The organism is Galbibacter mesophilus (assembly GCF_023721415.1).
Lineage (GTDB): Bacteria > Bacteroidota > Bacteroidia > Flavobacteriales > Flavobacteriaceae > Galbibacter > Galbibacter mesophilus.
In genome coordinates this window covers 1-22822 of the sequence record NZ_JAMQVC010000003.1, presented here as the reverse complement: position 1 = coordinate 22822, position 22822 = coordinate 1, and the positions used below count along the sequence as shown (strand labels likewise).

The following is a 22822-nucleotide window of genomic DNA, read 5'->3' as shown; positions in this document are numbered from 1 at the left end:
CATTGATGCAGAATAAGTATTTTTCCGTACTTTAGTACTTAGTTTAGAAATTCTAACACTTAGAACGGGAAATGAACACTATAAATATAGTTTTGGCAGACGACCATGTGCTGGTAAGGGACGGCATTAAATCCATTTTAGAAGATGATCAATCCATAAAAGTAATTGATGAAGCTTCCAATGGGAAGGAGGCACTGGAAATTATTGCCAACCACAAACCCGATTTGCTGGTCGTTGATATCCGTATGCCGGAAATGAACGGAATCGAAGTGGTAAAGCATCTTAAAAAGTCTTCTCCTGAAGTGAAAGCTTTGGTACTTTCCATGCACGATTCCGAAGAATATGTTGTTCAATCTATTCAAGCTGGAGCCGATGGTTATTTATTGAAAGGTTCTAGCAAAGAAGAATTCCTAAAAGCCTTACACACGGTTGCAGACGGCGGAAAGTATTTTACTGGAGATGTATCTTCCATTATCATCAACAATTTTGTGGATGGAAAACCTATCGAAAAAACGGATACAGCAACCATAGAAGCCGATTTTAACCTTACGAAGCGTGAAAAACAAATTCTTACACACGTTTTAAAAGGACTAAGCAACAAAGAAATTGCCGAAGAATTAAAAATCAGCAAGCGCACTGCCGAAGTCCACAGATTTAATTTGATGAAAAAACTGGATGTTAAAAATCAGATTGAACTTGCTAACAAAGCGCGCATGTATGGTTTTGCGTGAAAAATCCTGCTCCAAACCATCTCAAATCTAAAATCAAAATACGTAAACATTTCAGCAGTTAAAAAGGAAAAGGCTCCAAATCCAGCCTCCGGCTTTCGACCTCTGTCTGCAGACTTCCAGCATCTAGCATCCAGCATCTAGCATCTAGCATCTAGCATCTAGCATCTAGCAAAAAAATCATTTTTATAGTTTTCTTCAACCATTTTTCAAAATACCTCATTTTAAATACTTAAAAATCCTTTTTCATTAAAAATCAAATAAATACGTATTTATATTTTATTTATTAAGTATTAATACTTAATTTTATCATTGAAATTTAAGTATTGGAATACGTATTTTAAAAATATTAATCCAATTACTGTTATCGCCGATTATTTCGGTTAACCAATTGAAAATCAAAAATCTCAAAACAGATGAAGACAACAGTAACCACCAAAGCAACGAAACTAAACCTTACCGACCTGAAAAGTGTTCCTATTAGAACATTTTGGATTTCCTCTTTTGCATTCTTTCTATGTTTTTTCTCTTGGTTCGGGATTGTTCCGTTTATGCCAGACGTAGTAAAAGAACTGGGATTAACACCCGACCAAAAATGGAATTCAGTTATTTTAGCAGTTACGGGAACCGTTTTCGCCCGATTGCTAATAGGCAAACTCTGCGACAAGTACGGGCCGAGATTATGCTATACTTGGCTATTGGTATTAGGCTCCATTCCTGTAATTTTAAGCGGATTGGCCGTAACACCCTTTCAATTTTTAGTATGCCGATTCCTTATTGGTTTTATTGGCGCATCCTTTGTAATTACACAAGTGCACACTTCCCTGATGTTCGCTTCTAATATAGTTGGGACGGCCAACGCAACTTCTGCCGGTTGGGGAAATCTAGGTGGTGGTGCCAATCGTTTGGGGATGCCATTAATTGCAGCAGCGGTTATAAGTTTTGGAGTAGCAGAATCGGAAGCTTGGCGATATGCAATGGTAATCGCTGGTTCTTCTTGCTTTTTGATGGGATTGGTGTATTATTTTTTTACCCAAGATACTCCGGAAGGAAATGTTAAAGAGCTAAAAGAGGAAGGGAAAAAACTTCCAAATGCAAAAAAAGATGAAGTTGGCTTTTTAGAAGCTGTTAAAGATTATAGGGTTTGGATTTTATTTGTGGTGTACGCCGCTTGCTTCGGAATCGAACTAACCGTTTATGGAACCATGGACGATTATCTTCAAAATACTTTTCAATTAGACAGACTTACCGCTGGAAATATCGTTTTATCCTTCGCCTTAATGAACATTTTTGCACGAACATTAGGTGGTTTCTTTGGCGATCGCTTCGGAAAATTAAAAGGTTTGAGAGGTAGAGTGCTATTTTTAGTGGCCATTTTAACCGTTGAAGGTATTATGCTGACGGTTTTTTCCACAATGACCAGCCTAATTGCCGGAATCATATTCTTGATAGCTTTTAGTCTTTCCACGCAAATGGCGGAAGGAGCTACTTTTTCTGTGGTGCCTTTTATAAATAAAAAAGCTATCGGATCTATTTCCGGAATTGTAGGCGCTGGTGGAAATGTGGGTGCATTCCTAGCAGCATTATTGCTAAAATCTAAATCGGCAGTAGCAGAAAAAGCAGCTATTGCAGAGAATCAAGGGCTGGGAGAAGCTATTATAAAAGCGGCCCAATCGGAGGCAGCTGCAAATGCGGTTTCCAGTGGTTATTTAATGATTGGAATGCTGGTGGTAGTAACAGGAATAAGTGCATTGGCTATTCGTTTCTCTTCCCAAGATGAAAAAATAGCGCAAGAAGAAATGCAGGCCACTTCTGGTAAACTTGTTACCGCAAATGGTTAATGTTTTTAAGGGATAAATGAGAATATAGAAATCTAACCCTTAGAAAATTATATCATCAGCAATAATTAATGCCCCCTGTTTCATTTCAGGATAAAAAAACGGAATTTAGAGAGAACTCAGTAAGAAAATTAACGTTTTCTGAGTTAAAATAGAGATATCAATGTTGAAAGAAGAAGTAAAAACCACCTGTTCTTATTGTGGTGTTGGCTGCGGAATAATTGTTAAAAAGGATGCACAAAATAGAGTCACCGTAGAAGGGGACAAAGACCATCCTGTTAACAAAGGTATGTTGTGTTCTAAAGGCATGAACCTTCATTACGTTGCCAACGATACTTCAGATAGAATTTTATACCCAGAAATGCGATGGAGCAAATCGCACCCAAGAGAACGCGTTTCATGGAATGATGCCATGGAAAGAGCGGCTTCAGTTTTCAAATCCATCATTAAAAAGCACGGCCCGGATAGTGTGGGTTTCTACGTATCTGGGCAGTGTTTAACGGAAGAATATTACATTGCCAATAAACTCAGCAAAGGTTTTTTAGGCACTAATAATATCGATACCAATTCTAGGCTTTGTATGAGTTCTGCAGTGGTTGGTTATAAAAAAACGTTTGGGGAAGATTCTGTGCCTATTTGTTATGACGATATTGAATTAGCAGATTGTTTTTTAATAGCTGGTGCGAATCCTGCTTTTTGTCATCCAATCCTATTCCGAAGAATTGAAAAGCACAAAGAAGAAAATCCGAACGTCAAAATAATAGTAGTAGATCCCCGTAAAACGGACTCTGCCAATTTTGCTGATCTTCACCTACAAATTATCCCCGGAACAGATATTACTTTGTACAATGCCATTGGCAGAAGACTGTTGGAACGTGGGTTAATTGACTATGATTTTATTAAAAACCACTCCGAGAATTTTCAGAAATACAAACAGCAAATTTTAGAAACGTCCCTTAAAAAAGCGGCAACTATTTGCGGGGTTTCGGTAAACGATATAAAAAAAGCGGCCGACATGATAGGTCTTTCTAAAGGATTTATTAGCATGTGGGCCATGGGACTTAACCAAAGTGTGGTGGGCACCGACAAAAACTTTTCTTTACTGAATCTATCGCTAATTACCGGACAAATTGGAAAGCCCGGTTCTGGTCCTTTTTCGCTTACTGGACAACCAAACGCCATGGGCGGTCGAGAGGTAGGTGGAATGGCCAATTTATTGGCGGCCCATAAAAATTTGTTGAACGAAGACCACCGAAAGGAAGTGGCTCAATTTTGGGGTGTAAATAGTATTTCGGGGAAACCTGGTTACACGGCAACCGAAATGTTTGATGCGCTTGAAAAAGGAAAATTGAAAGCTGTATGGATTGTTTGTACCAATCCGCTTGTGAGTATGCCCAATGCAAGAAAGGTTGAAAAAGCATTGAAAAATGCCAAATTTGTGGTTGTACAGGATATCTCCCATAAATCCGACACTACTAAACTGGCTGATTTGTTGCTTCCAGCCGCGGCTTGGTTGGAAAAAGAGGGTACGATGACCAATTCCGAAAGAAGGATTTCCTATCTCCCAAAATCATTGAACGCACCCGGCGAAGCCAGACCCGATGTGGAAATCTTATGCGATTTTGCCAATAAAATGGGCTTTCGTGGATTTAATTACAATGCTACCGAAGAAATCTACAGGGAATATTGCGATATGACAAAAGGAACGAATATCGATATTTCCTTTTTGAATTACGATCGACTAAAGAAAGAAGGGACTATCCAATGGCCTGTTCCAGAATACAGACATCCCGGAACAAAACGACTTTTTGAGGATAGGAAGTTTTACACCCCTTCGCAAAAAGCTATCTTCAACGTTCCCTACAGTACGGAAAATGCCTCCATAAAACCCGATAGCAATTACCCGCTAATTCTCACTACCGGGCGAGTAAGGGACCAATGGCACACGATGACAAAAACAGGAAAAGTATCCCGTTTGCATACGCACTACCCTACTCCACTTTTGGAAATAAATCCTGTGGACGCATATCTGTATCAACTAAAAAATGGGGATATTGCCGAAATTAAAAGTAAAAATGGTGTTGTTCGTCTTCGTACTAAAGTAACCGATGCGGTACGGGAAGGCGTGGTTTTTATCCCCATGCATTGGGGTAAAATTTTAAAGAGCGACCTCAACAGAGCGAATAACCTTACCAATAATATCGTAGATCCACAATCTAAAGAACCTGACTTTAAATTCACGGCGGTATCGGTTACGAAATATAAAAAAGCGAAAGAAAAAATAATTGTCGTGGGTGCGGGAGCAGCGGCATTCAGGTTTGTACAGAACTATCGTGAGCATAATTCTTCTGATGAAATTCATGTTTTCTCCCAAGAGCAACATCCATTTTACAATCGTGTTTTATTACCGGAATACGTTACTGAAGAACTTTCTTGGGAGCAACTTCAGAAAATAAAAAACAAGGAATTAAGTAAACTTCAAATACACTTGCACGGGAATACTTCCGTAGAACAAATAAGCAAAGAAGAAAAAACCATTACCGACTCTTACGGTGAAACACATCACTACGACAAGCTTATTTTGGCTACGGGAAGTAGAGCTTTTGTACCCAATGATGTGCAACTGGATTTGCCCGGTCGTTTTACGCTGCGCAGCAAAACAGATGCTGATGAATTTAAATCGCATTTAGAAAAAACCAATCTTCCAGTGGAAGAACAACATGTGGTTATTGTTGGGGGCGGATTATTAGGATTGGAGTTGGCTGCAGCTTTAAAGCATCAAGGAGTTAGAATTACCATTGTACAGCGTTCTTCCAGATTAATGGAACGACAATTGGACAAAATTTCCAGCAAACTTTTAGCGTTGGACGTACAGGAAAGAGGTGTTCAAATTTATTTTGATAATGAAGTTAGCACCGTTTTTGATGATGATGAAAGCGGAGAGCTGTCCATTACTTTAAAAAGTGGAAAAACCTTCAATGCACATGCCATTGTTTACGCCATTGGAACGCGGCCAAACATTGAAATTGCCAAACAAGCAGGAATTGAATGTGGTAGGGGAATCAAGATAAACCAACACCTACAAACTTCCGACACTTCTATTTTTGCCATTGGCGAAATAGCACAGTTTAATAATAATTTATTCGGAATTACTTCCGCAGCAGAAGAGCAAGCAAATATTCTTTCCAATTTTATTGCAGGCGACGTAAGCAGTAATTACAAAGGTTCTGTATTGATGAATATTTTAAAGTTCAACGACTTGAATCTGTGCAGTATAGGCGACATTAATATTCCTGAAAATGATACCAGTTACGAAGAAATAATTTTTACGGATGTTAGCAAGCGATACTATAAAAAATGCATTGTAAAAGACGATTTACTTATTGGCGCTATTTTAATGGGCGATAAAAATGAGTTTGCTGAATTTAAAGAAATGATTGAAGGGAAAGTGGAATTGTCGGATAAAAGAAATACTCTACTTCGCGGTTCCAACAATACAAAGCCCGTTATAGGAAAATTAATATGTTCCTGTAGCCAAGTGGGTGCCGGGAATATTGAAGAAGCCATTAATCAAGGATGTGAAGACTTTACAACGCTTTGCAAACAAACTGGTGCCGGGTTGGGCTGTGGAAGTTGCAAAACGGAAGTGAGGGAAATTCTAAAGAACAGCAGCGTGTTAGCTTAAAATTTAATGCAATGAAAAAGGAACTCAACAGACTCATCATAAAAGGAGGCGTTTTATCGCCTGGCGAATTAAAGACTATTGCCGTCGCAGCAGAAAATGCCGGACTAAAAAGTATTTCTTTTGGTTCAAGGCAAGACATTCTATTTTCCAAACAGATTACTGAAGAAAATCTATCCAATTTCAATGCCATGGAATGGATTGCCCCCGACGAAAGCGGCTCCGAAAATATTGTTTGTTCGTATGTTTCTGCTGATATTTTCCCGAAAACTCCTTGGCTTACTGGCGATCGCTACCTTTATATTTTAGAGCAATTTAGGCATCATCCAACACTGAAAATCAACATTGTTGATCCAAAACAGCGCTTAGTCCCTCTTTTTACAGGTCACTTAAATTTTGTAGCCTCCAACCACGAAGATTACTGGTTTTTAAACATACGCCTCCCTCATTGGGAAAAAGTAGTTTCTTACCCTGCATTAATTTATAGTTGGGATATTGCAAAAGTTTCTTTGGCTATTGAAAACGTATTACAGGAAGAACCGGAAACAGTTGAAATGATTTTTGACTTGGTAAACGACGCAATCGACACCAATAACAGAACCATAGATACTCCATTGCATGTACCATTTCACCCCTTCCCTTATTACGAAGGCATGAACAAAATGGGAACGGACAAATATTGGCTTGGCTTGTATTGGAGAAATAACAAATACGATCTAAGTTTCTTAAAAGACATGTGCGACCTGTGTGCGGAGTGCAAAATTGGAAAAATTTGTATCACCCCGTGGAAGTCGTTTATTATAAAAGGAATACAATCAGAATTTAAACTGAAGTGGGAAAAATTCCTTGGAAAAAGAGGAATTAACGTTCGCCATTCTTTGTTGGAGCTTAATTGGCATCTACCGGTAGCCAATAAAGAAGCTTTAAAACTGAAAAAATACTTAGTCTCCAATTTCGACCAAAACGACATCAGTACGTACGGACTCACCTTTGGAATTACTTATTACACCAAAAAAGCGTATTATTTTACTTCCATTGTAGTTGAAAAAAACAAGCAGCCTAAAATTCCCGGTAATTTTACCATTCGGGACACTTATAATTTGCTGTATGCAAAAAACTTCGACCCAAATACTTTGGAGTATATTACCCATGTGCAAGACATTGATAAAGTAGAGCTGCCCGGTTTATTGATGGAGCTCAGTAAAATGTATTTTGAACAGTTGGGAGAAGAACAAAGCAGTCCGAAAGAGGAGACAACAGAGATTAAAAAGGAAATGATCTCAGAAGCTCATCAATGTCAAGATTGCTTAACAATTTACGATGCTAAATACGGTGACCACACCCAAGCAATTCCACCAAACACAGCCTTTGAAAAATTACCTGAAAATTACACTTGTTCTATGTGTGACGCTCCGAAAACAAACTTTAAAAAAATTAAATTGGAAAAACAGATTGGGTAATCAAAAAGGGAAAATTGATTGTAATAACCCATTTTCCCCTCTTTAATTCAATTATATTTTCAAGAATTTCTTCTTAAGTTAAAAATCCCTACTAGATCTTAGAAAGACCGCACAGGGATTTATAAGTTATTGTATTTTTAATGGTGGGAATGACCGCCATTACCATGCCCTCCTCCATGGTCGTGACCGTACATTTGGTTCCAAACATCTTCCGAATTGTCTAGATACACATAAGCATGTGTCATCCAACCAAAAACTACAGGTAAAAATGTTCCGTCGAATTTCTCACACTCCGATCTAGAAGCAATACTACTTGTGGGGCCGTAAACAGGTGAACCGTCTGGGAATGTTTTTTTCCACTCCTCTTCATCCCAAATAGGTTTAGGTACACATACTTTTTGGTGTAAATGCCATTGCGCTATGGAAAGCGGTGCTCGAGCATCCAATTCTTCTCGAGAGGCATCAACTGGAGCGGTAATCATGGCTCCTATCAATTTCCAACCATTGCCATCCCTTTCATATAAAATAGAACCAGGCTTATTGGAGTCGAAACCTTTTTTAATTTCTTTATCCGAGTATTTCCTGTGTACTAAATGCACAATATTCATATCAGCTGGCGGCTCTGGTGGAAAGAACTCATAACCTTCTTCTTTGGCTACTTCAATATCTTTAAACCTGATGATATTTTTTTCAATAACCCTTACTAAACTATCCGCCCTTCTTTGATCGCCACTTTTTTCCGGCAATTTTTTTGTCATCGCCATGTGTGGGTCGTTGCCCATGGGCATCATAATGTCATGAACTTTAATATCAGACAACGGCGATGAAATAGCATTCACCACCACATTATTTACTGTTGATGCACATCCAACAAGAAATAAAATTGCTATAAGAGCAAAAGTTAAATTATAAGTTTGTTTTTTCATATATGGTTGTTTTTAGTCTTCAATTAAACATAAATGATGCCATTTTTATTGGAAGGCATAAATATGCTTTAGTGCAAATGCAAAATTCCTCTCTTCAATATTTGTCCGAATTCGTACATTTCTTCAAAAGAATTATAAAACGGTGTTGGTGCAAGTCTTATTACATTTGGCTCCCGCCAATCGGTAATAACTCCATTTTTCATTAGGTAATCGAACAGATCCTTTCCCTGTCCGTGCAAAAATACCGATAATTGACATCCACGGTCTTGAGGCGTTATAATTTCAAACGTGTTAGCAGCTCCCAATTCATCGTCAATAGCATTTAAGATAAACTCCAAATACGCGGTCAAAACCTTACTTTTTTCAATTAAATCATCCATTTTAATCTCATCAAACAACGACAACGATGCTAAGTAAGGCGCCATAGCCATCACAGGAGCGTTGCTTATCTGCCAAGCTTCGGCATTTGGCATCGGTTTAAATTCTGGCTCCATTAAAAAACGGGTTTCTTTTTCGTTGCCCCACCACCCCTCAAAACGAGGTATATCTTTTCGGTTTAAATACTGTTCGTTTACATAAACTCCGGAAGCATTCCCCGGACCGCTATTCATATATTTGTAACTGCACCAAGCCGCGAAATCTACATTCCATTTGTTTAATTCCAGTTTTACGTTCCCAGCAGCATGTGCTAAATCCCAACCTACAAAAGCCCCTGCTTTTTTACCTGCTTTGGTAATAGCTTCGATATCAAAAACCTGACCGTTATAATAATTAACACCGCCAATGAGTACCAGCGCTAACTCATCTCCCACTTCCTCTATCTTTTTTATAATATCCTCGGTATGCCAAGCGTGCTCACCCTCACGTTTTTTAACTTCCACAATTGCTTCGGAAGGATCGAAACCATGAAATTTGACCTGACTCGCCAGCATATATTGATCAGAAGGAAACGCTTTTTCTTCACAAATGATTTTAAACCTGTTTTTGGTTGGTCTATAAAAAGAAACCATTAACAAATGAAGGTTTACCGTTAAAGTATTCATCACCGTAACTTCTTCAATCTTGGCACCAACCACTTTTGCAAGTGGAGCTGCAAGTCGCTCGTGATAATCCCACCAAGCTTTTTCTGCTTTAAAATGACCCTCTACCGCTAAAGCGCCCCAATCGTTCATAATTTCATTTATGTAAGATTGTGCTCTTTTTGGTTGAAGTCCAAGAGAATTCCCGGTAAAATAAATAGCTTTTCTTCCATTTAGCACTGGAAAAATAAACTCATCCTTATAAGCTGCTAATTGATCTTCCGCATCCAACTGTTGGGCAAACTCCCTTGTATTCTTAAAATTCATGAAGTACTTGTTTTCAACAAAAATAAGTAGTTAAATTGGAAGCATGAAGTTTTAACCTTCATCCATTTGTTCAGATAAGGAAATTTCTAAAAATCCGAACCTCTCAATTCATTAGAAAGAATTACATTTATAATTAATTCTATTCTAAAATGAAGTTATTGAAATTTTTTAAATCCGCTTGTCTACTTGTTTTATTGGTATCGGCTAAAACTACGTTCGCACAAAATAATTATTCCGAAGAAATTTTAATAGGTAAAGGAAATCCTACTTTGTTTGGAGAAGGAATCGGGTTACAAAAGGAAGCGTATGATGCCTACCTCGAAATGCAGAAAGCGGCTAAAAAGGAAGGGATAGATATTAAAGTGGTTTCCGGTTATCGCAATTTCGACCGACAAAAAGCTATTTTCGAGCGTAAATACAAAGCTTATACAAAAGACGGTTTGTCGCCTACGGAAGCTATTAATAAAATTATTGAATATTCTACCATCCCTGGTACTTCTAGACATCACTGGGGTACGGATATGGATATTGTGGACGGTTCTAAAAATGTTTCCGGAAGTGTTTTAGATCCTGATAAATTCCACGGAAACGGACCTTACTGCAAACTCAAGGAATGGTTAGATAAACACGCCAATGATTATGGTTTCTACTTGGTTTATACCGATAATCCCAAGCGGAAAGGATTTAAATACGAGCCTTGGCACTTTAGCTATTTGCCTATTTCCAAACCTATGTTAAAAGCCTATAAAAAACTGGACATAATTACTATTCTAAAGGACGACAAGCTGTTGGGAAGCGAATACCTAACCGAGGATTTTATGGAAGAATACATAAAAAACAATATACTGGATATAAATCCCGCTTTACAACCTTAATTGGTACTGCAATTAAATTTTCATCTTGCATTTTAACAAAAATCGGTGCAGATAATCGCAAATACAACTTAGTCATTTTAAATACTTTAAAAAATGATTTAGTTTTATAATGTAATTACAACACCCCATAAAATTCTATACTTTGTAAATAATCTATTTAAAGCTAAAAAATTCATTATTAATTAGTTTTAAATATTTTGTATGACAACATTTTTACACCTTAAAGAGCTTTATTCAAGTTCTTTTTCCGATTTAAAAAACAATTATGCGGCCACCATTCTTAAAGTGATGATGTGGTTTACACTTGCTTGCTTTCTAATAGCAGTTTACGCATTTTTTTACCGTCTAATTACCGGATTTCCAATTTAAAAAAGGATACTACGGAGAACATGAAAACGCAAAAAATCCCGCTCTCGGCGGGATTTTTAGTTGGTTGCTAATTCCAAATTAATTAAACACTGTAATGTAAGCGTTTAATGTTTTTCCAGAATGGCGATGGCATCCACCGCATTCGATTGTTTCGCGTATTCCATGGCGGTCAATCCTTTTCCAGAACATTTTGCTTTTAAATCGGCATCGTGCGCAATTAATAGTTCCAAAATCTCAGCTCTGTTGTAGCGAGCCGCATACATTGCTGGCGTACGACCAACTGATTTTTCATTTACGTTTGCCCCAAGACTAAGTAACTTTTGTACAGTCGCCAAATCTCCTTTAACGATAGACATGCAAAACGGCGAAAGTTTAGGAGCCGGCCTGGTTGCCAAAACGGTAACTTCGTCATTTAATACTTTTTCGTTTTTTGATGTGTTTGCAAAAGTAATTCCTGCTGTTAGGAATACGGCGGTTAAAAGTGCTAACTTTTTCATAATAGTGTGTTTTACTGGTTATATCTAAAAGACGCCTGGATGACAGGATTGTTTCAGTAAAAAATTAGCTTTAACGTATGTTTAACTTCTTTATGTTAATTTTAACCAATTGTGTATCTGAATGTTATAGAATCATTATCCCAGCGTTATTACCGACATTCTATTTAGGGTACTTTTTTATCTAATTCATCAATAAATTGCTCAAAAAAGTCAAAATCTGTTGCAAAAAGCCCAAATTTTGACTTGAAACATAAAAGTTTAAATGAGTTCAGTATCTTTGAAATTCGTTTAAATAAAGATTGAAAATGAACAAAAAAGTTATCCTTATGATTTTGGATGGTTGGGGAAAATCTCCTGATCCAAAAATATCTGCCATAGAGAATGCAAACACACCATTTATAGATTCATTATATAAAAAATATCCCAATGCCAATCTCCTCACGGATGGAATGAATGTTGGCCTTCCGGAAGGGCAAATGGGAAACAGTGAAGTAGGCCACATGAATTTGGGTGCAGGAAGAGTGGTTTACCAAGATTTGGCGAAAATCAACATGGCTGTCGAGGATAAAACACTTGCAAAAGAGGAAGAGCTTAAAAAAGCTTTTCAATACGCTAAAGAAAATAATAAAAAAGTACATTTTTTAGGCCTTTTAAGTGATGGCGGAGTACACTCCCACATTAATCATTTAAAAGGACTTTTGGATGCTACCAACGCTTTTGGTTTAAAAGATGTTTTTGTTCATGCCTTTACAGATGGACGTGATGTGGATCCTAAAAGTGGAAAAGGATTTATTGAAGATATTCAAAAACACTGCGCTAAAACCAATGCCAGATTAGCTTCTATCATAGGGCGTTACTACGCTATGGATCGTGACAAACGATGGGAAAGAGTGAAGTTGGCTTACGACTTAATTGTTAACGGACAAGGAGCTCCTTACAAAAACGGTTTAGAAGCCATTCAAGAAAGTTATGATAACGACATTACTGATGAATTTATAAAACCCATCGTTCTGCAAGATGCTAACAACAACGCCATTGCGAAAGTAGAAGAAGGAGATGTGGTTATCTTTTTCAACTTTAGAACCGACCGTGGAAGACAACTTACCCAAGCACTTTCACAAGAAGATTTCCATGAACAAAATATGCACAAGTTAGATCTGTATTTTGTAACCATGACAAATTACGATGAAACGTTCAAAAACATCCATGTTGTTTATAACAAAGAAAACATTGTAGATACCCTTGGGGAAACTATTTCTAAAGCAGGAAAGAACCAAATTAGGATTGCCGAAACGGAGAAATATCCTCACGTAACCTTTTTCTTTAACGGTGGGCGCGAAGAGCCTTTTGCTAATGAAAAACGCTTGCTTTGTCCATCTCCAAAAGTGGCTACATACGACTTACAACCAGAGATGAGTGCTTATGAAATTAAAGACAGCATCGTTCCTGAACTTAAAAAAGGAGATGTGGACTTTGTTTGCCTTAATTTTGCCAATCCAGATATGGTAGGTCACACTGGCGTTATGGAAGCAGCTATAAAAGCTTGTGAGTCAGTTGATGAATGTGCGAAAGAGGTAATTACAACAGCCTCAGAAAACGGCTACACCACCATTGTAATTGCTGATCACGGTAATTGCGACACTATGGTGAACCCAGATGGCAGCCCTAATACAGCGCACACCACCAATCCTGTTCCTTTAATTTTAGTCGATGAAGATATTAAAGAGATTAAAGACGGGGTGCTGGGTGATATTGCTCCAACCATTTTAAAACTAATGGGAATAGAGCAGCCTAAAGCAATGACCAGACATTCATTGGTTTAAGAATCAAATAATTATATATTTTTTTATAAAAGTAATCTTTAATCCGTTTTAAAGATTACTTTTATGTTTTAGAACAACAATACTATGAAGCATCTTATAATTATCAGCGTAGTCGCGCTTTTATTTTCATGTAATACGAAAGCAAAAAAGGAAACTTCGGAAGCATCAAATGAAAATGATATTGCACAGGAATCTACTTCCTCTTCCGAAGAAAAATTAGAAGAACAGGAAGAAATTTTAGTAGGTAAATACTCTAGGGAAGATTTGGAAAAAGCGCCATTCAAAGAATGGTTTGAAGCGGGATATAACGATTATGAAACCAAGGAAGATGTAGCTACTGCCATAGACCCGCTACTGGATGGTGTTGAAATAAAGGTATTTATGGGTACGTGGTGCAGTGATAGCCAACGGGAAGTGCCTCATTTCTTTAAAATTATGGATGAAGCCAATTATGGCTATAAAAACTTCTCCTTAATAATGATGACAAGGGATAAAACGACTCCTGAAAACTTTGAAAAAGATTTGAACATCACCAATGTTCCTACTTTTATTTTTTACAAAGATGGCAAAGAAGTAAACAGGATTGTAGAATATTCCATAAACACTTTAGAAGAAGACATTCTGGCGATTCTAAAAGGCGAAGGTTACAAAAATGCCTATGCTGAATAATTTTTATTGAAAGCCATTGCGTTAAATGTTTTCTTTTTTGGCTATAAACTTCATTATATTTGTATAGGCGAAAGCGCCAATAAAAAGGAAGAAATATATGTTTTTATTTATTAGTGGAGCAGAGATTGTATTCGTACTATTTTTAGTGGTGATGATTTTTGGGGCAGATAAGCTTCCTGAAATTGCCCGTGGATTGGGTAAAGGCATGCGTCAACTTAAAGATGCAACGAATGAAGTGAAATCTGAAATTCAAAAAAGTGCCGATAAAAACGGTATCAACACCGATTTTACCAAAGACATAAAAAAAGAAATTGGAGAAGTTCGTGACGATATTGAAGAATTTTCCGGTTCAGTTAAACGTAAGCTTTAATGCTGGAAAAACTTGTTGAATACGATAGGGATATTCTTATTTTCCTAAACAATCTTGGAGTTGAAAACTACGATATGTTTTGGGGAACCATTACCCAACCCATTACTTGGATTCCACTCTACCTCCTAGCTATTTACCTAATCTTTCAAACGTATAAAAATCGTGGCTTTTTAAAAGTTTTATTGTTGGTTATTGCGGTTTTGCTTACCACCAGTGGCTTAACACATCTTGTTAAGGTTTGGGTTGCCCGCATTAGACCGAGTGGAAACGAAGATTTTACCGAAGTTCTGCGTATACTTTTAGAACCTACCTCTTTTAGCTTTTTCTCTGGCCATGCAGCCACTTCGTTTGCTATGACCACCATCTTTGTTTTAATCTTAAGAGATAAGTATAAATGGATTAACGTTTTCTATATTTGGCCATTACTGTTTTCTTTCAGTCGGATTTATGTTGGCGTACACTACCCCTCTGATATTTTAATTGGAGCCATGGTGGGGACTTTAATAGCTTTCGGTTATTACCAAATACACAAAAGGTGGGTGTTACAGAACCCTACTCATGGTGAGACCATCGCGAATAGGTAACAACACCGTTTCTACTCTAGCATCCTCTTTCAATTTTTTATTATACGCCAGTAAAGCTTCAGTGTTAAAATCTTTATCGTCTAATTCTTCTACCACTTTTCCACTCCAAAGTACGTTGTCTGAAAGTATGAGTCCACCACTATTCATTTTATCAATCACCAAATCGAAATAAGCTCCATAATTTGGTTTATCTGCATCGATAAAAACTAGGTCGAAGGTGGTATCTATCTTTGGAATTATCTCCAATGCATCACCTACATATTGTTTAATCTGATTGGCATAGCCACTTTTCTCGAAATATTTCTTCTGAAAATCATACAACTCCTCATTGATATCGATAGTATGAAGCATACCTTCCTTTTGAAGTCCTTCTGCCAAACAAATAGCAGAATACCCAGTATAAGTACCTATTTCTAAAATGTTTTTGGGGGAAGTTAATTTAGACAACATACTTAATACCCTTCCTTGAAAATGCCCACTTAACATTCTGGGACGCAAAACCTTCAAATTGGTTTCCCTATCGAGTTCTTTTAGCAATTCCGGTTCATTTTCCGAATGTTCTGAAACATACTTCTCTAAAGCGTCTGATAAAAAATGCATCTCTCTATTTTTTGTAAAAATACAGCTTTTAATACAGGATGCATAAAATGTTTTGTTCTCATCATTATGCTGAAGTAAGTTGCTTCCTATTTATAACAAGACTTCAAAACGTTTACAGTTATCCCCAAAAAAACGGTCTATTATAAGAGTACCGAAAATCATTTCAGCAGCTATATAAATTATATCGGTAGAACAGTAAATGACAGCGTTCTAATAATAAATGACATCACCAGTATAATACATTACAGCACTCGAATAATAAATTACATCCCTAAAATAATACTTGACAGCGCTCGAATAATAAACGACATAACCAGTATAATACTTGACAGCGTTCTAATAATAAACGACATCATCAATATAATACTTGACAATGCTATAATAATAAACGACATCAATAGTATAATACTTGACATCACCATAATAATAAACAACATCAATAGTATAATACTTGACGGCGTTCTAATAATAAATGACGCTAGCTAAATAATTCTTCTGCATAGTAAAAAAATGAAAAAGGGGATTTACAGAAGAAATGGTTTAGTTGTAGTTAATTTTAAGATATGTAAAGAATAAAAGAAAGTGAGTTCTTTAAACCAAGGAGGTGTTTATAAACACAGCTATTTAATGGGTAATACGCCTAAACTCGATACTCCTTAAATGCTTATATTCTGGAGCTTTAGCACCGTAAACGCTTTTTACGTAATTCTTCACATCTTTTGCGGTAGCGTGTAAACCTGTTTCTTCTGTATACAAAATTTCATTACGCTCTAAAAGAAGTTTGTTAAAGTTGGCTTCGGTCTGGTTTACCACTTGAGTGGCTTTAATTAACTGATTTCTATAGTGCTCCAAACGTTCCGTTTTTAAACTTTCAGTATTAGGCCGGTAGCTTTATATACCTTTTACCAATTGCACTAAAATTGAAAAATTCTGGGCAAGCTGTGCGTAAGATTGCATGGAAGTAGAAATGGCATCTGGAGTTTCAAGGTTGGAAGGTTCATTTTTATTTTTCAAAAAACCACCTCCAATAATTCGGTTGCGTAAATTTTGTGCTTGCTTTAGGGTTCCTTCATTTAAGGGCAAAATGGCCAGATGATTTATGATGCGCGTGGTAAGAGACCTTAATCCTTTGTATTGTTCTTGCCGGTGATGTATAGCACGCTTGTTGGCATTTCTAGCATTCTCTACATTGTTAATTGCTTCTTTAGCTCGATTATGGAGTTCCTGGAGCTTTGTAATCGTTAAATTTTCTACGGGAGGATTATAATTATGAAGTGCCGAAATGTGTTGAATTAATAGCTGCAAATGGGCTACATTAACGGCGTGCCCTGTTTCGTACGTGCTTATCAAAATTCCACTATTTAATGATTATATTCGTTAAATATAGTAAAATCATTACTTTATAGCATACTTTACATCCAATCAATTAATGCTCTAGGTGATGGTGATGACAGTTAAATCACGAAAAACCTACCCCAACCAATCTTTAAAATCCTTTACGCGTTCACGGCTTACAATAACTTCTTGGTCGGAAAAGTTATATAGTTTTAGTTGCAAACGGGCATTTGTGTAGCTTACTATATCTTTTACCGCATCGACATTTATACAAAACTTTCGGCTTACCCTAAAGAATTTCTCTGGATCTAGGTCTTCTTGCACGGTTTCCAAACTATTGTCAAGTAGATAGCTCCTCCCTTCATTAGTGTGTAAGTAAGTACCCTTGTTTTCACTATAAAAGCATACCACATCGTTTGATGGAATTAACTTAATGTGCTGCCCTACTTTTACCGTAAAACGCTTTTTGTAATCTCTCTCCAACGGATCTACAAGTAGTTTTTTAATATCTTCAAAATTTAGTTGAACATCTTTATCCACGGGTTTAAAATGTTCATACTTTTTTACCGCTTGCGATAATTCTTCTTCGTCTATGGGCTTCAATAGATAGTCTATACTGTTAAGTTTAAATGCTTGCAACGCATACTCATCGTAAGCGGTAGTGAAGATTACCGCACTTTTAATAGGCATTGTCTCAAAGATTTCAAAAGAGAGTCCGTCAGAAAGTTGAATATCTAAAAATATAAGGTCGGGATGTTTGTTTTCGCCAAACCAAACTATCGATTCTTCTACGGAATGCAATACGTGGGAAACTTCTACCTGTAAGCCCTCCAACATACGTTGTAACCTTCTAGCGGATGGCGCTTCGTCTTCAATAATTAGTACATTCATTCTGTGCTATTTTAAAAATTGCTCGCGTTTTTCCTCTTCTGCCATATACTTTTCTATCTGTCTATTTTCCCATTCTTTGGAGAAAAACCTGCCCCAGCCAAAGGTATGTAAGGCATGGAAAAGCAAGCCTATACCCCAAAACACGGCGGTTAAAAAGTTAGTCCATTGCCAAAAACTTTCTCCCGTGCGCAAAGTGGACATAAAGAAATGCACAAAAATAAATCCGTTTACGGCCACATAAATTGCCAAATGCCAATAAAATCCTTTGAGCTCTTCTACGCGCTTTTTTGCCGCCAAATATTTAAAATTCCCTTCTTGATTTTCCATAATACTATTTTTTATTCCCAACGGGAGGAAGTGTAATTCTCGTCTTCTTTTTCCATGTATTCTTTAATCTTTCGTTCTTCCCAATCTTTGGAAAACGCCGGATTCCATCCATATACTTTGGCTGCGTGAAATAAAAGCCCGATGCCCCAAGGGCCCGCCGCCCAAAGAAACCAAGGGTAATTCCACTGGTCTACATAATAATTTATCCCCGCTAAAACAGTTATAACTAACACATAAGAGGTTAGGCTGTTATAAAATTTCTTCAACTCTTCTACTCGCTCCTTGGCTCTGTAGTATTTATTTTGCTTCTCTGAATTTTGCATCGCTGTACGGTTTAAATATCTTTTTCCATGTATTCTTTAATCTTTCGCTCTTCCCAATCTTTTCCCCAAAGTGGATTGTAGCCGTAGGCCTGCATCCCATGCGTGAGCAAACCTATTCCCCAGCCCAATGTTGGAAATATTACCCATGGAAAATCGGTAGTTTTATAGTTTAGCCATGCCAAGCACGGTATCACTATTAAATAAGCGGTTAGATTTCCATAAAATCCTTTTATAGCATCTACGCGCTCTTTGGCTCTTTTATAGCGTTTATCTTGTATGTAATTTTCTTGTGTTGTCATTGTTGAAATCTGTTTGGTTAAAATGGGTATCTTCACTTGAAAAGTTTGCGTGTTCTTTTCAATAATTACTTCCCTGCTGGTTAATAAATGGTAGCGTTGTTTAATATTTATCAACCCTACGCCACTGCTTTTTTTTAATACTGATTTTTGCTGAAGATTGTTTTTTACGATTAAATAATTATCCTTTGCTTCAATACTTATTTTTAACGGTTGCTGCGGACTAACCCTGTTGTGTTTTACTGCATTTTCTAGCAAAAGCTGAAGCGATAGCGGCACTACTTTGGCTTCATTTTCCAATAAATCATCCGTTATATCAAAAACAATACTATCCTCAAAACGCATCCGCAGCAAGCTGATATAGGTTTTTGCAAACTCTATTTCTTCTTTAACCGTAATGAGTTCTTTATTTTTTTGCTCTAAAACATACCTGTACACCTTAGATAAAGAAGTAGTGAACTTTTGTGCTGCGGAAGGATTTTCATCTATTAAACTCGTAAGCACGTTTAAACTGTTAAACAAAAAATGCGGGTCTAATTGATTTTTAAGAGATTCAAACTGAGCCGTCGCCCTTCCAGCAATGACCTTTTGTTCTTTAAACTTAGTTTCCTGCTTGTTTTTATAGTAGTAAAAAGCTACAAACGATAAGGATATAATCACGGTAATCACCAATGTGGCAATAAAATCGGCTGGTCGTTGTTCACTAAATGCTTCTTCAAGGGATATTCCATACCGTACCATTAAACCAAAACCATTCAAGAAAAAAGTAAGAAATAAGGTTATTAGAATAGACGCAAATAAAAAAATGGGTAAAATGGAAGCACTAAAGATTTTTCTCCCGTATTTCTTTATAAAATATCTTATAAATGTAGCATGTGCAAAATAAAGCGTTATGGTATATACCTGATTGATTAAGAACCTGGTTATAAAACTTTGGTTGAATGCCATTGAATGTCCATTCATAAAATTGATAAGCCAAATAAGGATAAAAATTAATACCCCTAAAAAAAATGCTCTTCCCAATTCCCTAACAAAGTTTATCATATATTTTGAATTTCTTTTAAAGTTAAAAAATAAAAAAACAGTTTGCATCTGTTGTTAAATTCAACTTCCAAGTTTGAATCTTTGAAGCGGTAGTAAGCTCATATTCGCTTTTCGGTTTTTCTGAAAGTCCGCCTCCACTAATTAGACTAAAAAGGAAGAGCACCAAAAAATAAACAAGTCGTATCATAATTTTAATTGGTTTTGATTTACAGTATCAAAATTGCTTTATTTTAATCCGTTTTAAAAAAAGAAACTACCGAACTGTAGTATTTGAAGGATGAATTGTAGAAATCGCTTCGGAAATAAAAAAATTAAGTAGTTTTAAGCCTCATTAAGATTTTTTATTGGCCTGTCGGAAATACCATGCCAGGATTTCCATGAGATAATTAATTAAATGTAATTATAATGAACAGAAGAAAATTTATCACCCGTAGCATACAAGCCTCTGCACTTACTGCCGTGCCTTTTCAAAGCAATTTTGCGCAAACTAGTCCGAATTTAGTTTCAGAAAACACCAAAGTTCTTCCGAAGAAACTAAAAAAAGGGGATACAGTGGGATTAATAGCACCGGGCTACGCATTGTCTGCCAAAGCCTTGGAAAATGCCATTACCAATGTAAAAGCGATGGGGTTTGTGCCGTATCACACCCCAAGAATCGTTGGTAACTTTGGTTATTTCAGCAATACGGACAAAGCACGGGTAGAAGATTTACATGAAATGTTCCTTAATCCAGATATCGATGCTATTTTTTGTGCGCGGGGTGGTTATGGCTGTACGCGCATATTAAAAGACATCAATTTTGATTACATTCAGCAAAATCCAAAAATATTACTTGGATTTAGCGACATCACTGCTTTGGTAAACAGTATTTATCAAAAAACCAATATAATTACTTTTCACGGGCCAGTTGGGACAACCCTGAACAATGATTTTAATAGGACACAATTGGAAAAAATAATTTGCAACACGCAAAATAGTATTCCGTTGGAAACAGAGACTTTTACAGCCAGTCAAACCATAGCCGATTCTACTTTTGAACAATATGTTATTTCTGATGGTATTGCAACAGGAAAATTAGCTGGAGGAAATCTCTCATTGCTGGCGGCCATGACCGGCACCGACTTTGAAGTTGATTATACCGATAAGATTGCATTTATCGAAGAAATTGATGAAGACCCTTATCGCGTTGATAGAATGCTAACACAGCTCCTCGATTCAAAAACTTTTAAACATGCAAAAGGAGTGGTTTTTGGTGTATTTAAAGGTTGCGACGACCCCGAAAGAAGAAATTCCTTTAGCCTTAAAGAAGTCATTCTGGATAGAATCAAACCAATGAATATACCTGCAATTTACGGATACTCAATTGGACATATAGACAACAACATTACGCTTCCAGTGGGAATCAATGCCAAACTTAACACTAATAATTTCAGTTTAGAGTTGCTGGAAAATAGTGTTTCCTAAGTTGTTCAATCCTTAGTTTTTATCATACCTTTACAGTATGATATTCCAAACCAAGAGATTAACCGTTCGAAAGCTAACCATGCAAGACCTCGATCTGTTTCATGCAATGCAGAACGATCAAGATGTTATGCGCTACGTTGGTGGGAAAACGTACACCTTGGAAGAAAATAAAAAAGATCTCGAAAATATTTTAAAATTCTATGAAAACCCAAAAAACGACTTTTGGGTTTGGGCTATTACCGCCAGGGAAACCAGCGTTTTTATGGGGACAATTGCGTTAGTGAAAAATGAAAAAGAGGAATATGAAATCGGCTATCGCCTACTGAAGGAATTCTGGAGGCAAGGCTTCGGTAAAGAAGTTACCAACGGACTCATAAAATATGCTTTTGAAGTTAAAAAAATAAAAGAAATCGTGGCTTACGTAGATAAAAACAATGTCACTTCCGTACGGATATTAGATTCCACATTTAATTTTATCAAAGAATTTTATAACGAACAGGACAACTGTATTGATCGTTATTACAAACTATCCAATTAGCTTTTTCCATGTATGTCTTCGTTTATGGCACTCTAATGCAGGGCTTTGACAATCCCGTTGCCCAATTTTTAAGAAAACACAGTGATTTTATAGGTAATGGAAGTACTCCCGGCGTACTTTACGACTTGGGCAGTTTTCCAGGCGCCATCTTCGACACTTCTTCACCGAAGAAAATTCAAGGGGAAGTATATAAAATTACGAAAAACACAGAAGCCGTTTTAGCAGCTTTAGACCAATATGAAGGAATAGATGATCCTAGTTTCAATTATTATCAAAAAAATGAGGCGCACATTAAAACCGATATTGGAGAAATAAATGCGATGGTATATAATTTCATAAATCCTATTCAAACTTATTACCATTTAATAGCATCCGGCGATTACCGTAATCACTTAGAAAACCAATAAATATTGTAAACCATTTATAGGTTCATTTTTATAATGGCGTGTCCCTTTGGGCCGGGCTATACGCTATATCTTTGCTGCGTACCTCGCAAAGGATGCCGCTACTATCCCTCACGCAAAAAATGCATGAATTCAACAAAGTTGATTCCCTTTTTAAAAAGACTAAAGGACATAAAAGAAGTATTTACAAAACATTTTAGCGAACATCATACCTATTAACTCATTCACTCTTTAACTTTTTAACCCTCTAACTTATTTCAAAAAAAAGCAAAAAAAAATCCCGACGTTCCAATGGAAGTCGGGATTTTGTAAGAAGGCGGCGACCTACTCTCCCACAAGGATGTAGTACCATCGGCGCTGGCGGGCTTAACTGCTCTGTTCGGAATGGGAAGAGGTGAGCCCCGTCGCTATAACCACCTTAAGTCTTGGCCAT

23 protein-coding genes and 1 rRNA gene are annotated in these 22822 nt (G+C 36.8%); 13 read left to right on the top strand and 11 right to left on the bottom strand.

What is annotated here, in order from left to right; translation table 11 throughout:
• The first annotated feature begins 71 nt into the window (after positions 1–71).
• From NDQ75_RS11940 to NDQ75_RS11925, 4 genes are all read left to right on the top strand, one after another.
• On the top strand, positions 72–731 hold the full coding sequence (locus tag NDQ75_RS11940) for a response regulator (protein ID WP_202029636.1): 660 nt from the start codon (positions 72–74) through the stop codon (positions 729–731).
• 413 nt (positions 732–1144) lie between these two features.
• Positions 1145–2569, top strand: coding sequence for an MFS transporter (locus tag NDQ75_RS11935; RefSeq protein ID WP_202029637.1), 1425 nt, complete (start codon positions 1145–1147; stop codon positions 2567–2569).
• Between the two features lie 160 nt (positions 2570–2729).
• On the top strand, positions 2730–6251 hold the full coding sequence (locus NDQ75_RS11930; RefSeq protein WP_202029638.1) for a nitrate reductase: 3522 nt from the start codon (positions 2730–2732) through the stop codon (positions 6249–6251).
• Between the two features lie 11 nt (positions 6252–6262).
• Positions 6263–7708: a rubredoxin gene (locus NDQ75_RS11925; protein WP_202029639.1), complete on the top strand. Its 1446-nt coding sequence runs from the start codon at positions 6263–6265 to the stop codon at positions 7706–7708.
• A gap of 137 nt (positions 7709–7845) precedes the next feature.
• On the opposite strand, the gene NDQ75_RS11920 is transcribed toward NDQ75_RS11925, so the two are convergent.
• Positions 7846–8634, bottom strand: a complete 789-nt coding sequence (locus tag NDQ75_RS11920) for a hypothetical protein (RefSeq protein WP_202029640.1) — start codon at positions 8632–8634, stop codon at positions 7846–7848.
• Between the two features lie 68 nt (positions 8635–8702).
• Positions 8703–9980, bottom strand: a complete 1278-nt coding sequence (kynU, locus tag NDQ75_RS11915; protein WP_202029641.1) for a kynureninase — start codon at positions 9978–9980, stop codon at positions 8703–8705.
• A 149-nt stretch (positions 9981–10129) separates the two neighbouring features.
• On the opposite strand from kynU, the gene NDQ75_RS11910 reads away from it, so the two are divergent.
• Positions 10130–10855, top strand: a complete 726-nt coding sequence (locus NDQ75_RS11910) for a M15 family metallopeptidase (protein WP_202029642.1) — start codon at positions 10130–10132, stop codon at positions 10853–10855.
• A gap of 201 nt (positions 10856–11056) precedes the next feature.
• Entirely contained in the window at positions 11057–11224 is a 168-nt protein-coding gene (locus NDQ75_RS11905) for a DUF6747 family protein (protein WP_202029643.1), read from the top strand.
• A gap of 104 nt (positions 11225–11328) precedes the next feature.
• Here NDQ75_RS11905 and NDQ75_RS11900 read toward each other — a convergent pair whose 3' ends face one another.
• On the bottom strand, positions 11329–11721 hold the full coding sequence (locus NDQ75_RS11900; RefSeq protein ID WP_202029644.1) for an ankyrin repeat domain-containing protein: 393 nt from the start codon (positions 11719–11721) through the stop codon (positions 11329–11331).
• 305 nt (positions 11722–12026) lie between these two features.
• Here NDQ75_RS11900 and gpmI point away from each other — a divergent pair, with 305 nt between their 5' ends.
• From gpmI to NDQ75_RS11880, 4 genes are all read left to right on the top strand, one after another.
• Positions 12027–13544: a 2,3-bisphosphoglycerate-independent phosphoglycerate mutase gene (gene gpmI / locus NDQ75_RS11895; RefSeq protein ID WP_202029645.1), complete on the top strand. Its 1518-nt coding sequence runs from the start codon at positions 12027–12029 to the stop codon at positions 13542–13544.
• An 84-nt stretch (positions 13545–13628) separates the two neighbouring features.
• Entirely contained in the window at positions 13629–14213 is a 585-nt protein-coding gene (locus tag NDQ75_RS11890) for a TlpA family protein disulfide reductase (protein WP_202029646.1), read from the top strand.
• Positions 14214–14310: 97 nt separating this feature from the next.
• Positions 14311–14583 carry a Sec-independent protein translocase subunit TatA/TatB gene (locus NDQ75_RS11885; RefSeq protein ID WP_178949387.1) on the top strand — a complete coding sequence of 91 codons (273 nt, stop codon included), beginning with the start codon at positions 14311–14313 and terminating at the stop codon, positions 14581–14583.
• Positions 14583–15167 (top strand): phosphatase PAP2 family protein, encoded by a 585-nt coding sequence (locus tag NDQ75_RS11880; protein WP_202029647.1) that lies wholly within the window; start codon positions 14583–14585, stop codon positions 15165–15167. Before NDQ75_RS11885 ends, NDQ75_RS11880 begins: the two co-directional genes overlap by 1 nt.
• On the opposite strand, the gene NDQ75_RS11875 is transcribed toward NDQ75_RS11880, so the two are convergent.
• From NDQ75_RS11875 to NDQ75_RS11845, 7 genes are all read right to left on the bottom strand, one after another.
• Positions 15126–15767, bottom strand: coding sequence for an O-methyltransferase (locus tag NDQ75_RS11875; protein WP_202029648.1), 642 nt, complete (start codon positions 15765–15767; stop codon positions 15126–15128). The two genes, NDQ75_RS11880 and NDQ75_RS11875, sit on opposite strands and share 42 nt — an antisense overlap.
• Positions 15768–16391: 624 nt before the next feature.
• Complete coding sequence (locus NDQ75_RS11870; RefSeq protein WP_202029649.1) at positions 16392–16619, bottom strand: hypothetical protein; 228 nt, start codon at positions 16617–16619, stop codon at positions 16392–16394.
• Positions 16620–16658: 39 nt separating this feature from the next.
• Positions 16659–17117, bottom strand: a complete 459-nt coding sequence (locus tag NDQ75_RS11865; protein WP_202029650.1) for a hypothetical protein — start codon at positions 17115–17117, stop codon at positions 16659–16661.
• Positions 17118–17237: 120 nt separating this feature from the next.
• Positions 17238–17993, bottom strand: coding sequence for a LytR/AlgR family response regulator transcription factor (locus NDQ75_RS11860; RefSeq protein ID WP_202029651.1), 756 nt, complete (start codon positions 17991–17993; stop codon positions 17238–17240).
• Between the two features lie 6 nt (positions 17994–17999).
• Positions 18000–18320, bottom strand: coding sequence for a 2TM domain-containing protein (locus tag NDQ75_RS11855; protein WP_202029652.1), 321 nt, complete (start codon positions 18318–18320; stop codon positions 18000–18002).
• An 11-nt stretch (positions 18321–18331) separates the two neighbouring features.
• On the bottom strand, positions 18332–18643 hold the full coding sequence (locus tag NDQ75_RS11850) for a 2TM domain-containing protein (RefSeq protein WP_202029653.1): 312 nt from the start codon (positions 18641–18643) through the stop codon (positions 18332–18334).
• An 11-nt stretch (positions 18644–18654) separates the two neighbouring features.
• Positions 18655–19983 carry a 2TM domain-containing protein gene (locus NDQ75_RS11845; RefSeq protein ID WP_202029654.1) on the bottom strand — a complete coding sequence of 443 codons (1329 nt, stop codon included), beginning with the start codon at positions 19981–19983 and terminating at the stop codon, positions 18655–18657.
• Between the two features lie 405 nt (positions 19984–20388).
• Between NDQ75_RS11845 and NDQ75_RS11840 the strand changes: the two genes are divergently transcribed.
• From NDQ75_RS11840 to NDQ75_RS11830, 3 genes are read left to right on the top strand one after another with little or no spacing between them, the layout of a single operon-like run.
• Positions 20389–21447, top strand: coding sequence for a S66 peptidase family protein (locus NDQ75_RS11840; protein WP_202029656.1), 1059 nt, complete (start codon positions 20389–20391; stop codon positions 21445–21447).
• Between the two features lie 37 nt (positions 21448–21484).
• Entirely contained in the window at positions 21485–21985 is a 501-nt protein-coding gene (locus NDQ75_RS11835; RefSeq protein ID WP_202029657.1) for a GNAT family N-acetyltransferase, read from the top strand.
• 8 nt (positions 21986–21993) lie between these two features.
• Positions 21994–22392: a gamma-glutamylcyclotransferase family protein gene (locus tag NDQ75_RS11830; protein ID WP_202029658.1), complete on the top strand. Its 399-nt coding sequence runs from the start codon at positions 21994–21996 to the stop codon at positions 22390–22392.
• Positions 22393–22700: 308 nt separating this feature from the next.
• Here the strand turns inward: NDQ75_RS11830 and rrf are convergent.
• Positions 22701–22810 (bottom strand): 5S ribosomal RNA (gene rrf / locus NDQ75_RS11825).
• Between the last annotated feature and the right edge of the window lie 12 nt (positions 22811–22822).